Origin of the sequence: Agromyces sp. CF514 (assembly GCF_900113185.1) — a bacterium.
GTDB lineage: Bacteria > Actinomycetota > Actinomycetes > Actinomycetales > Microbacteriaceae > Agromyces.
Genome location: NZ_FOZD01000002.1, coordinates 698,204 through 709,909, shown reverse-complemented (window position 1 = coordinate 709,909; position 11,706 = coordinate 698,204). Strand labels below are relative to the sequence as shown.

General features: G+C 70.9%; 10 protein-coding genes and 1 riboswitch. Of the genes, 7 read left to right on the top strand and 3 right to left on the bottom strand.

Annotation, left to right across the window (positions count from 1 at the left end; all coding sequences use genetic code 11):
* The first annotated feature begins 80 nt into the window (after positions 1-80).
* The 5 genes from BM342_RS16090 to BM342_RS16070 all read left to right on the top strand — a co-directional run bounded on the left by BM342_RS16090 (position 81) and on the right by BM342_RS16070 (position 4,701).
* Complete coding sequence (locus BM342_RS16090; protein WP_177232224.1) at positions 81-1,388, top strand: YihY/virulence factor BrkB family protein; 1,308 nt, start codon at positions 81-83, stop codon at positions 1,386-1,388.
* A 36-nt stretch (positions 1,389-1,424) separates the two neighbouring features.
* Positions 1,425-2,252, top strand: coding sequence for an exodeoxyribonuclease III (locus tag BM342_RS16085; protein WP_092967939.1), 828 nt, complete (start codon positions 1,425-1,427; stop codon positions 2,250-2,252).
* Positions 2,253-2,333: 81 nt separating this feature from the next.
* Complete coding sequence (gene trpS, locus BM342_RS16080) at positions 2,334-3,344, top strand: tryptophan--tRNA ligase (RefSeq protein WP_092967937.1); 1,011 nt, start codon at positions 2,334-2,336, stop codon at positions 3,342-3,344.
* On the top strand, positions 3,344-3,937 hold the full coding sequence (locus tag BM342_RS16075; RefSeq protein WP_092967935.1) for a GNAT family N-acetyltransferase: 594 nt from the start codon (positions 3,344-3,346) through the stop codon (positions 3,935-3,937). Before trpS ends, BM342_RS16075 begins: the two co-directional genes overlap by 1 nt.
* Entirely contained in the window at positions 3,934-4,701 is a 768-nt protein-coding gene (locus BM342_RS16070; RefSeq protein WP_255368866.1) for an HAD family hydrolase, read from the top strand. The genes BM342_RS16075 and BM342_RS16070 overlap by 4 nt, the downstream gene beginning before the upstream one ends.
* Before the next feature lie 214 nt (positions 4,702-4,915).
* Here the strand turns inward: BM342_RS16070 and glpK are convergent, their stop codons facing one another.
* The 3 genes from glpK to BM342_RS16055 all read right to left on the bottom strand — a co-directional run bounded on the left by glpK (position 4,916) and on the right by BM342_RS16055 (position 9,155).
* Entirely contained in the window at positions 4,916-6,430 is a 1,515-nt protein-coding gene (gene glpK / locus BM342_RS16065) for a glycerol kinase GlpK (RefSeq protein WP_092967933.1), read from the bottom strand.
* 52 nt (positions 6,431-6,482) lie between these two features.
* Complete coding sequence (locus BM342_RS16060; RefSeq protein WP_369823198.1) at positions 6,483-7,184, bottom strand: MIP/aquaporin family protein; 702 nt, start codon at positions 7,182-7,184, stop codon at positions 6,483-6,485.
* Between the two features lie 183 nt (positions 7,185-7,367).
* Positions 7,368-9,155 (bottom strand): glycerol-3-phosphate dehydrogenase/oxidase, encoded by a 1,788-nt coding sequence (locus tag BM342_RS16055; RefSeq protein WP_092967929.1) that lies wholly within the window; start codon positions 9,153-9,155, stop codon positions 7,368-7,370.
* Positions 9,156-9,284: 129 nt separating this feature from the next.
* On the opposite strand from BM342_RS16055, the gene BM342_RS16050 reads away from it, so the two are divergent.
* The gene (locus tag BM342_RS16050; protein WP_092967927.1) at positions 9,285-10,277 is read left to right on the top strand and encodes a sugar-binding transcriptional regulator; all 993 of its coding nucleotides are present in this window, start codon (positions 9,285-9,287) and stop codon (positions 10,275-10,277) included.
* A 96-nt stretch (positions 10,278-10,373) separates the two neighbouring features.
* Positions 10,374-10,518: riboswitch (FMN riboswitch) on the top strand.
* A gap of 72 nt (positions 10,519-10,590) precedes the next feature.
* Positions 10,591-11,706 carry a bifunctional diaminohydroxyphosphoribosylaminopyrimidine deaminase/5-amino-6-(5-phosphoribosylamino)uracil reductase RibD gene (gene ribD / locus BM342_RS16045; RefSeq protein WP_369823177.1) on the top strand — a complete coding sequence of 372 codons (1,116 nt, stop codon included), beginning with the start codon at positions 10,591-10,593 and terminating at the stop codon, positions 11,704-11,706.

The window sequence follows — 11,706 nt, the reverse complement described above, 5'->3', positions numbered from 1 at the left end:
GAGACATGCTCAGGTCTATTCGAACGCATCGGTATGCCCGGCTCCCCGGCTCGACCCGACCCGCTCAGTACTGTTGGAGCGTGAACGCGCGCACCTCGACCGGCCGCGGCTCCGGGCAGGGCTCGGGCCGGAATGCGACCGACGCCGCTGCTCCCGGCGGGCCTCCGGGAGCGACATCCCCCGCCCCTCCGCTGGAAGACCCGACGCCGCTGACCGCGCGCGAGCGGTTCGACGAGCTCAGCAGCCCGCTGCGCGACCGGCTCGAGGAGCCGATCAGCCGCGTCACGACGATGACGCGCCGCACGATGGAGCTCTTCCCGGTGCGGGTGTGGCGGTACTTCCTGGCGCAGAACGGCTTCATCCTCTCGTCGGGCATGAGCTATCAGGCGCTGTTCGGCATCTTCGCCGCGATCTACGTGGTGTTCGCCGTCTTCGGCATCTGGCTGACCGCCAACGACGAGACCCTGGACGCGTTCGTGGGGCTGCTCAACACCTACGCGCCGGGGTTGATCGGCCCGCAGGGCATCATCACCGACGAGGACATCGATGCGATCGCGAGCTCGAGTTCGAGCGCGCTCGGCATCACGGGCGGTGTGGCGCTGCTCGGTCTCGCCTGGACGGCGATCGGGTGGGTCACCTACACGCGCATCGGCGTGCGCAGCACCTTCGGGCTGCCGAAGGACGAGCGCTCCTACCTGCTCCTGAAGGCGCGCGACCTGCTCGCGGGCCTCAGCTTCGGCATCGTGCTCATCGTCGCCGCGGCGCTCTCGGTCGCGACCACCGGGTTCATGCAGTGGCTGATGAGCCTCATCGGGCTCGACCCGAGTTCGAGCTGGACGGCGTTCTTCGTGCAGGTCGGCGCGGTCATCGTCGTCTTCGTGATCGACACGGTCGCCCTGGCCGTGCTGTTCCGGTTCCTCTCGGGCGCCGCGATGCCGTGGCGGCGCATGGTCGTCGGCTCGTTGCTCGGGTCGGCCGCGCTCTCGGTCATGCAGCTGCTCGGCGGATTCCTCATCACCTTCGCGAGCAGCAATCCGCTGCTCGCGACCTTCGCGGTCTTCATCGCACTGCTCTTCTGGTTCCGCATGACGAGCATCGTGATCCTCGTGGCCGCGAGCTGGATCGCCGTCGAGGCCTCCGATGCGAACGAGAGCCTGCGCGAGCTCACTCCCGAGCAGCTCGAGGCCGAGCGCCGAGCGATCGAGGCCCAGGCGGCGGTCACCGTCGCACGCGTGCGCCTTCGCGAGGCGGAGGCGGATGCCGCGTCGGCGAACTGGCTCGGCGGGTTCCGCGCGCGGCGGGCCGTCGCCCGCGCGCAGCTCGACCTCGACGAGGCCCAGGCCGCAGCCGAGCGGGTGCGGCGCCCGAAGCGCACGCTCGACGTCTGAACGCCCGTGTCAGGGGGCTCCCATAGGATCGAGGGCATGCCTTCGACCTCCCGTCTCCGTGTCGCCAGCGTCAACGTGAACGGAGTGCGAGCCGCCTACCGGCGCGGCATGGGCGAGTGGCTCGAGGCCCGCGACGTCGACCTGCTCGCGCTGCAGGAGGTGCGCGCCTCGACCGAGGACCTGCAGGGCCTGCTCGGCGACGAGTGGAGCATCCTGCACGACCCTGCCACCGCGAAGGGCCGCGCGGGCGTCGCGATCGCGAGCCGGCGACGTGCCACCATCCACCGGGTCGAGCTGGGCGCGCACGACTTCGACTCGGCGGGCCGCTGGCTCGAGGCCGACTACGAGGTCGGCGACCGCATCGTCACCCTCGTGAGCGCCTACGTGCACTCCGGCGAGGTCGACACCCCCAAGCAGGTCGAGAAGTTCAAGTTCCTCGACGCCATGCAGGCGCGCCTGCCCGAGCTCGCGGCGCACTCCGAGCTCGCGCTCGTCGTGGGCGACCTCAACGTCGGGCACCGCACGCTCGACATCAAGAACTGGAAGGGCAACGTCAAGCGCGCCGGCTTCCTCCCCGAGGAGCGCGCGTACTTCGACCGGTTCGTCGGCGCCGAGGGCTCCGACGACCACGGCCTCGGGTGGGTCGACGTCGGGCGCCGCTTCGCGGGCGACGTCGACGGCCCCTACACGTGGTGGTCGTGGCGCGGCAAGGCGTTCGACAACGACAGCGGCTGGCGCATCGACTACCAGCTCGCGACGCCCGCCCTCGCCGAGCTCGTCACCGACTACACGGTCGATCGCGCGGCGACCTACGACGCGCGCTTCTCCGACCACTCCCCCGTCGTCGTCGACTACGCGATCTGAGCGGATGCCGCGGCGAGCCGCATCCGGTCACGACAACCGCCCACACCTCGACCTCTCCCTCTCGATGAAAGAGCCACGCACATGAACTCCGCCCGCCCCGTCGTCTTCTCGGGCATGCAGCCCTCGAGCGACTCGCTCCATCTCGGCAACTACCTCGGCGCCCTGGTCAACTGGGTCGCGCTGCAAGACGACTACGACCCCATCTACTGCGTCGTCGACCTGCACGCCATCACCGTGCAGCAGGACCCGAAGCTGCTCCACGAGAACGTGCGCCGCACCGCGGCCCAGTACCTCGCCGCCGGAGTCGACCTCGAGCGTTCGACCCTCTTCGTGCAGTCGCACGTGCCGGCGCACGCCGAGCTGGCCTGGGTGCTCAGCACCATCACGGGCTTCGGCGAGGCCGGGCGCATGACCCAGTTCAAGGACAAGTCCGCCAAGCAGGGGGCCGATGCGACCACCGTCGGCCTCTTCACCTACCCCGTGCTCATGGCCGCCGACATCCTGCTCTACGGCACGAACGCGGTGCCCGTCGGCGACGACCAGCGCCAGCACCTCGAGCTCACCCGCGACCTCGCGGGCCGGTTCAACTCCCGGTACGGCGACACCTTCGTCGTGCCCGAGGCGCTGATCCCGAAGGAGTCCGCGCGCATCTACGACCTGCAGGACCCCACCTCGAAGATGTCGAAGTCGGCTGCCTCCGAGGCGGGCCTCGTGAAACTGCTCGACGAGCCGGCGATCACCGCGAAGAAGTTCAAGAGCGCGGTCACCGACACCGGTCGCGAGGTGCGCTACGACCGCGACGAGAAGCCGGGCATCTCGAACCTGCTCGACATCTCCTCGGCGCTGACCGGGCGCCCGATCGCCGAGATCGAGGCCGTGTACGACGGTCGCGGCTACGGCGACTTCAAGAAGGACCTCGCCGAGATCGTCGTCGAGCGGCTCACGCCGATCCGCGCGCGCACGCTCGAACTGCTCGACGACCCGGCCGAGCTCGACCGGCTCCTGGGCGTGGGGGCCGACAAGGCCGCCGAGCGTGCCGAGACCGTGCTGCGCACGGTCTACGACCGCGTCGGCTTCGTGCGCCGACGCTGATGGGCGCCGTCGTGGAGCCCGTCGAGCTCGAGACGCCGCGACTGGTGCTCGACTTGCCGGTGCCGAGCGACGCCGACCTCGTCACCCGGTACTGCCAGGACCCGCTCTTCGAGCAGTACCTCACCACGCCGTGGCCCTACGAGCACGCGCACGCCGAATCATTCCTCGGCGAGCATGTGCCCGCCGGCTGGACCTCGGGCAGTGAGCTCACGTGGGCGATCCGCACCGAGCGCGGCGGCCCGCTGCTCGGGGTGATCAGCGTGCGCGAGGCGCAGCACGAGATCGGCTTCTGGATGGGCTCCGAGCATCGCGGCGCGGGGCTCATGAGCGAGGCCGCGAACGCGGTCTGCGAGTGGGTGCTCTCCGGCGGCATCGGCGGCGCTTCGACGGTGTTCTGGCGTGCCGTCGAGGGCAACCTCGGCTCGGCGAAGGTCGCCCGGTCCGCAGGATTCCGGCACATCGAGCCCGAGAACCCCACCGTTCCCACGCGCGACGGCCGCGGCACGCTGCCCGCCTGGTTCGGCGTGCGCGAGACGGTGGTCGACCCCCGCGCCGAGGCCAGTTGGCACGGCATCCTCGGTGAGCGGTCGTGACCTCCCTGCAGCACGGCACCGTGGTGCTCTTCGACCTCGACGACACGCTCATGGCTCACCGTGAGGCGGTCGCCGGCGGCATCGTGCAGCACATGCGCGAGCGCGCATACCTGGCGGATGCAGCGGCGGCCCAGCGCCTCTGGCACGAGCTCGAGGAGCGGCACTACCATGCCTACCTCGCGGGCGACCTGACCTTCGAGGGCCAGCGACGCGCCCGTGCGCGCGACTTCGCGCTCGCGCACGGCGAGGAGCTCGACGACCCCGCGGCCGGGGTCTGGTTCGACCGCTACTTCGAGCGCTATCGCGACGAGTGGCGACTGCACGACGACGCGCTGCCCGCGCTCGACGAACTCGAGTCCAGGTTCCCGGGCGTCCGGCTCGGCATCATCACGAACGGCGAACCCGACTTCCAGCGCGCGAAGCTCGACCGGCTCGGCGTCTCCGCCCGGTTCGAGCACGTGGTCGCCTCCGGCGCGCTCGGCGTCACGAAGCCCGACCGGCGCATCTTCGCGGCGGCGATCGAGCTGTTCTCCGAGTCCGCACCCGTCGAGCGGGCCGCCTACGTGGGCGACCGCCTGCGCACCGACGCGCTCGGCGCCGCCGACGCGGGCCTCGTCGGCGTGTGGCTCGACCGCCACGACACGCAGCTCGACGAAGACGACGCGACCGCGGTGCGCGAGGCGCAGGTCATCGTGATCCCGAGCCTGGCCGACCTGACGTCGCGTCTCGGCAAGCGGTGGGGCGCACCGGCGGGCGACGTCTGAATCGACCCGCTGCGCACGCAGCTCGGCGGTCTGGCGACGAGCAGCGACGGCGCGACGCGGCATCCGCTCGCCCCGGATCCCAGGCCCGAGCCCGCGCCGGATCTCGTGCCCGAGCACGGCGTGAACGCAGCGCGCAGGAACGAGAATGGGCCGGTCGCACCCCCATGCGACCGGCCCGCGGTCCCACCCTAACCGGTGGGACGGGTTTGCGACGCTACGCGACGTCGCCGTCGACCCAATCGAGGGTCTTCGTGACGGCCTTCTTCCAGCTGCGGTCGAGGCGCTCGCGCTCGGCCTCGTCCATCGACGGGGTCCAACGCCTGTCCTCCTGCCAGTTCTTGGCCAGGTCGTCGAGACCCGACCAGAAGCCGACCGCGAGACCGGCCGCGTACGCCGCACCGAGCGCCGTGGTCTCGGCTACCACCGGACGCACGACCGGCACGCCGAGGATGTCGGCCTGGAACTGCAGCAGCGTGTCGTTCGACGTGGCGCCGCCGTCGACGCGGAGTTCGCTCAGGTCGATGCCCGCGTCGGCGTTCACCGCCTCGACCACGTCGCGCGTCTGGAACGCGATCGCCTCGAGTGCCGCACGCGCGATGTGCCCCTTGTTCACGTAGCGCGTGAGGCCCACGAGCGCGCCTCGCGCGTCGGGCCGCCAGTAGGGAGCGAACAGGCCCGAGAATGCCGGCACGAAGTACGCGCCGCCGTTGTCCTCGACGCTGTTCGCGAGTTCCTCGACCTCGGAGGCCGAGGAGATGAGGCCGAGGTTGTCGCGCAGCCACTGGATCAGCGATCCGGTGACCGCGATCGACCCCTCGAGCGCGTAGTGCACGGGCTCGTCGCCCAGCTTGTAGCCGACGGTCGTGAGCAGCCCGTTCTTCGAGTGCACGATCTCGGTGCCCGTGTTGAAGATCAGGAAGTTGCCGGTGCCGTAGGTGTTCTTCGCTTCGCCGGCCTCGAAGGCGGCCTGACCGAAGGTCGCGGCCTGCTGGTCGCCCAGGATGCCGGCGATCGGCGTCTCGCGGAGCAGCGAGTGCTCGTTGGCGACGCCGTATACCTCGGAGGAGGACCGGATCTCGGGCAGCATCGACTTCGGCACGTCGAACGCGGCGAGGATCTCGTCGTCCCACTGCAGGGTCTCGAGGTCCATGAACAGCGTGCGGCTGGCGTTCGTCACGTCGGTCGCGTGCACGCCGCCCTCGACGCCGCCGGTCAGGTTCCAGAGCACCCATGTGTCGGTCGTGCCGAAGAGCAGGTCGCCCGCCTCGGCCTTCTCGCGCGCACCGGGCACGTTCTCGAGGATCCAGACGATCTTGGTTCCCGAGAAGTAGGTCGCGAGGGGCAGGCCCACCTTGGCCTTGAAGCGCTCGACGCCGCCGTCGGCTGCGAGCCGGTCGACGATCGACTGGGTGCGCGTGTCCTGCCAGACGATCGCGTTGTAGACGGGCTCGCCCGTGTTCTTGTCCCACACGACCGCGGTCTCGCGCTGGTTGGTGATGCCCACCGCGGCGATGTCGTGACGGGTCAGGTTGGCCTTGCCGAGGGCCTGGCCGATCACCTCGCCCGTGTTGCGCCAGATCTCGGCGGCGTCGTGCTCGACCCAGCCCGCCTTCGGGAAGATCTGCTCGTGCTCGAGCTGCCCGGTCGAGACGATCGATCCGGCCTTGTCGAAGATGATCGCGCGCGACGAGGTGGTGCCCTGGTCGATCGCGAGGATGTAGTCGCTCATCTGAGAACTCCGTTGCTGTCAGTGAATGGGTTGGGTGGTGCGGATGCCGCGCTCAGCCGAGCAGCGGCAGCAGCGGGATCGCTGCGAAACCGGCGAGCACGCCGCCGATGATCGGGCCGACGACCGGCACCCACGAGTACGACCAGTCGCTGCCGCCCTTGCCCTTGATGGGCAGGAGGGCGTGGACGATGCGGGGGCCGAGGTCGCGAGCGGGGTTGATGGCGTAGCCGGTCGGGCCGCCGAGCGAGGCGCCGATCGCGATCACGAGGAACGCGACCGGGATCGCACCGAGCTCGGCGGGGGTACCGCCGTTCGTGAAGCCGATGATGACGAAGACGAGCACGAACGTGCCGATGATCTCGGTGACGAGGTTCCAGCCGTAGGAGCGGATCGCCGGGCCGGTCGAGAACACGCCGAGCTTCGTCGCGGCATCCGGTTCGGCGTCGAAGTGCTGCTTGTACGCGAGCCAGCAGAAGGCCGCACCGAGCATGGCGCCGATCATCTGCGCGCCGATGTAGGTGAGCACCGACAGGCCGTCGACGGGAACGCCCTGGCCGAACTCGGTCGCGCCGTTCGCGACGAGTCCGAGCGTGACCGCCGGGTTGAGGTGCGCGCCCGACGCGTACGAGACGACGACGCCGGCGAAGACCGCGAGGCCCCAGCCGATGTTGATCATGAGGGTGCCGCCGCCGAAGCCCTTCGTCTTCGCGAGGATGACGTTGGCGACCACGCCGCAGCCGAGGAGCACGAGCATGGCCGTGCCGACGAGTTCCGACAGGAAGTCGATTCCGAGATTGTCCACGTTGACCTTTCTGGTGTGTTGCGAGCCGAGCGGCCCAGCGAGCCGAGCGGCCCCGATGAAACGTAACCGGCGAAAGTCCCGATGCCGGGCGTTTCGGCGTGCACATCCGTGCAGATTCGATCGGGGCCGCTGCTCCTACGCCGCGGGTGCGAGCTGCTCGAGCACGACCCCGTGGCGCTCGGCCAGCAGGGTGCGGGTCGCCGCGATCTCGTTCTCGCGACGCTCGGCGTCCCAGCCGAGCTCGTCGCCCGCGAGACCCGCGAGCTCGGCCAGCAGCGGCGCGGTGAGCGTGCCCGTGAACGCGATGCTCGTGCGTCGCAGCACGAGGTCGGTCAGGTGCACGACGCGCTCGTTGCGCACGAGCCAGGCGATCTCGCCGCGCGTGTAGCCCGCGTGGTGCTCGAGCGCGCGCTCGCAGTCGCCGTCGACCTCGTAGAGGTAGGCCTCGGCACGGGTGCCGTACCGCTCCAGGAGCGCGTCCGCGCGCTGGCGGCCCACCTCGTCGTCGTGCGAGACGAGCCACACGAGGCGTGCGTCGTCGGTGGTCGGGTAGCCCGCGCCGCCGCCGATCGCGAGGCCCTCGGTCGAGCGCACTCGCGTCGCGCCGAGCAGCTCGAGCACCTCGTTCGAGAGGTGCTCCGCGAGCGCTCGGAACGTGGTCCACTTGCCGCCGACGAGGCTCAGCAGGGTCGTGCCCGGGCGGGCTGCGACATCCGCTCGCTCGATGCGGTAGTCGCGGCTGACGAAGCCGGGCTGGGTGTCGTCGTGGCGCGGCAGCGGCCGCACGCCCGAGAACCGGTAGACGATCTGCGAGCGGTCGACGGCGATCGCTGGGAAAACGTGCGCGATGAGCTCGAAGAAGTAGTCGACCTCGGCCTCGGTGCACACCGCGGGCTCGCGCATGTCGTGCTCGAGGTCGGTCGTGCCGACCATGACGCGGCCCTTGAGCGGGTAGATGAGCACGATGCGGCCGTCCTCGTGCTCGAAGAAGATCTCGCGTCCGCCGGTGGCCTCGAGCAGCTCGGGGTGGTCGAGCACGATGTGCGAGCCCTTGGTGCCGCCCATGAACCGGGTGTCGCGGCCGAGGTCGGCGTTCGTGAGGTCGGTCCACGGCCCGGAGGTGTTCACGACCACGTCGGCGGCGATCGAGAACTCCTGGCCGGTCAGCCCGTCGCGCACGCGGACACCGGAGGCGTCGAAGCCGACGACGCCGAGGTGGTTGACCGCTCGGGCGTGCGCCCCGGCGGCGAGTCCGTCGAAGAGCACGTCGAGCGCGAGGCGCTCGGGGTCGTGCATGCTCGCGTCGTAGTAGGTGGCGGTGTACTTGATCGCGGGGTCGAGCGCCGGCAGCTCGGCGAGCGAGCGCTTGCGTCCGTGGAAGCGATGGCGCGGAACCGACCCGCCGTCGCGCGAGAACGCATCGTAGATCGTGAGGCCGGTCTTGATGAGCGCGGCGCCGCGCTCGGTGGGCTTGCCCTGCTTGTGCGTGAGGAACCGCATGGGCGCCGAGAGGATGCCCGAGAACGTCGAGTAGATCGGCACGGTGGTCTCGAGGGGCTTGACGTAGTGCGGGGCGATGCGGATGAGCGCGTTGCGCTCGGTGACCGACTCCTTCACGAGTCGGAACTCGCCGTTCTCGAGGTAGCGGATGCCGCCGTGGATCATGTGCGACGAGGCCGACGAGGCGCCCGAGACGAAGTCGTCGCGCTCGACGAGCACGACGTCGACGCCCTGGAGGGCGAGGTCGCGGAACGTGGCGATGCCGTTGATGCCGCCGCCGATGATGACGACCGAGGCGTTCGGGCGTGCGCGGAGCGCCGTGACCTCGGCGCGGGTCGCCGGCGCGGTCGAGCGGGTCGCGGGAGCGGTCACGGGCGAGCCGTTCGCGGGGGTGTTCGGCTGCGGGATCGGGTGCGATGACATCGCTGTCCTCTCGGTTCGAGCGCGGGGTGCGGCGCGGCTTGCGCCCGACGCCCCGATGTGGATGAATACATCGTCGACTCGACCGCACGCAGTTGCAAGCCGCGTGCACAAACGTGCAAGGGTAGGAACATGAACGAGAAGCACGGGCCGGATGCGGCCGAGGGGGCTGCGACGGTCTCGGACAAGACCCGCGAAGCGCTGCGCGCCGCCCACCTCTACTACATGCAGGACCTCACGATGGACGCCATCGCGCACGAGCTGCACACCTCGCGATCCTCGGTTTCGCGCCTGTTGAGCCATGCACGCGCCAGCGGGCTCGTCGAGATCTCGATCCACTCGCCGCACGACCTGCCGAGCCGCATCGAGCAGGAGATCCTCGCCAGATTCGGCATCGTGGCGCACGTCGTGCCCGTGCCCGACCATGCGAGCGACGTCGACCGCCTCGACCGGGTCGCGCTCTCGGCTGCACGGATTCTCGGGCGGTTCGTCGACTCGAACCAGGTGATCGGCGTCGCCTGGGGCTCGACCATGAGCGCGATGAGCCGCCACCTCGTGCCGAAGTCGACGCACAACACCGAGATCGTGCAGCTGAACGGCGCGGGCAACGGCCGCACCACGGGCATCGTCTACGCGAGCGAGCTGCTGCGGCGCTTCGGCGACGCGTTCGGCGCGCGCGTGCAGCAGTTCCCGGTGCCGGCGTTCTTCGACGACCCCGAGACCCGCCGCGCCTTCTGGCGCGAACGCAGCACCCAGCGCCTGCTCGACCTGCAGGCCGGCATGGACGTCGCGCTCTTCGGTGTCGGCTCCCCCTTCGCCGAGGTGCCGAGCCACGTCTACCAGGGCGGCTACCTCGACCCGGCCGACTACGCCGGGCTCAGCCGCGAGGGCGCCGTCGGCGACGTCGCCACCGTCTTCTACCGGGCCGACGGCAGCACCGAGGGCATCGCGCTGAACGAACGTGCGACCGGCCCCGACTTCTCCGTGCTGCGCCGCGCCCCCAGACGCGTGTGCGTCGTCTCGGGCCGCGCGAAGCTCGCGAGCCTCTCGGGCGCGCTCGCGGCCGACCTGATCACCGACCTCATCGTCGACGAGGGCACGGCCCGCGCGCTCCTCGAGCACTGACCGGGCGAGCGGATGCCGCGGGCGGCCGTCGCCCGCATTGCGCCGAACGACGGGGAATACGTCGGCCGATGGCGCGTTGAGTAGAATCGACACGAACAACGTGCTCCGGGGTCGGTGTAATTCCGAGCCGGCGGTGACAGTCCGCGAACTGCGGGTGCGAGGTCCTCGACCTCTCGCCCCTGGTTGATCCGGTGGAATTCCGGAACCGACGGTGAAAGTCCGGATGGGAGGCGGCACGTGTCGGCGGTGCTGTGCACCGTCGGCGTTCTCGGCGTTGCCGAACATCCCCCGGAGCCTGACGACAGGACCACGGATGACGACGGCGGCGCACGACGATCGCACGGGCGACGCGCCCGACGGCCGTTCCGCACGCGAGACCCGAGCCATGCGCCGTGCCCTCGAACTCGCGGCGAACGGCCCCGAACGAGGCGTGAACCCGCAGGTCGGCTGCGTCCTGCTCTCGCCCGACGGCGCCGTGCTCGCCGAGGGCTGGCACCGCGGTGCAGGCACCGCGCACGCCGAGGTCGACGCCCTGAGCCGGCTGCGACCGGGCGCCGCCGCGGGCGCGACCGCGATCGTCACCCTCGAGCCCTGCAACCACACGGGTCGCACCGGCCCGTGCGCCGAGGCGCTCATCGCCGCGGGCGTCGCACGCGTGATCTACGCGGTCGCCGACCCGGGCGAGCACTCCTCGGGCGGCGCCGAACGCCTGCGCGCCGCGGGCGTCGAGGTCGAGCGCGCCGACGCTGCACTCGTCGACGAGGCCGAGTCGTTCCTCGGCGACTGGCTGTTCACCGCCCGCACGCACCGCCCGCGCGTCATCGTGAAGTGGGCGTCGAGCCTCGACGGGCGCGCCGCGGCCGACGACGGCACCAGCCAGTGGATCACCGGGCCCGAGGCCCGCGCCGACGTGCACCTGCGGCGAGCGTCCGCCGACGCGATCGCCGTCGGCACGGGCACCGTGCTCGCCGACGATCCGTCCCTCACCGCGCGCGAGGCCGACGGCGGCCTGCTCGACGCCCAGCCGATCCCGGTGGTGTTCGGACGACGCGAGGTACCCGCCGGCGCGGCGCTCGAGCGCCACCCCCGAGCCGCCTCGCTCGTGCTGCTCGATGGCACCGACCTCGTCGCCGACCTCCGGGACCTCGCGAGCCGCGGCATCCGCTCGCTGTTCGTCGAAGGCGGGCCCACGCTCGCGAGCGCGTTCATCGCGGCCGGCCTCGCCGACGAGGTGCTCGTCTACCTGGCCCCCGCCCTGCTCGGGGGCGGCCGCCTCGCACTGGGCGACCTCGGCGTGACCACCATCGGCGAAGCCCGCCGCTACGACTTCGCCGCCGTCGAGCGGCTCGGCGACGACGTGCTGCTCGTCGCGCACCCGATCTCGAGCCGCGCCCCGCGCGACTCGGCAGGCACCACGGAAGGGAACTGA

Coding starts and splice junctions, on each gene's coding strand:
- BM342_RS16085 (WP_092967939.1), top strand. CDS start 1,425: ATGCCTTCGACCTCCCGTCTCCGTGTCGCCAGCGTCAACGTGAACGGA.
- trpS (WP_092967937.1), top strand. CDS start 2,334: ATGAACTCCGCCCGCCCCGTCGTCTTCTCGGGCATGCAGCCCTCGAGC.
- BM342_RS16075 (WP_092967935.1), top strand. CDS start 3,344: ATGGGCGCCGTCGTGGAGCCCGTCGAGCTCGAGACGCCGCGACTGGTG.
- glpK (WP_092967933.1), bottom strand. CDS start 6,430: ATGAGCGACTACATCCTCGCGATCGACCAGGGCACCACCTCGTCGCGC.
- BM342_RS16060 (WP_369823198.1), bottom strand. CDS start 7,184: ATGCTCGTGCTCCTCGGCTGCGGCGTGGTCGCCAACGTCATCCTCGCG.
- BM342_RS16055 (WP_092967929.1), bottom strand. CDS start 9,155: ATGTCATCGCACCCGATCCCGCAGCCGAACACCCCCGCGAACGGCTCG.
- BM342_RS16050 (WP_092967927.1), top strand. CDS start 9,285: ATGAACGAGAAGCACGGGCCGGATGCGGCCGAGGGGGCTGCGACGGTC.
- ribD (WP_369823177.1), top strand. CDS start 10,591: ATGACGACGGCGGCGCACGACGATCGCACGGGCGACGCGCCCGACGGC.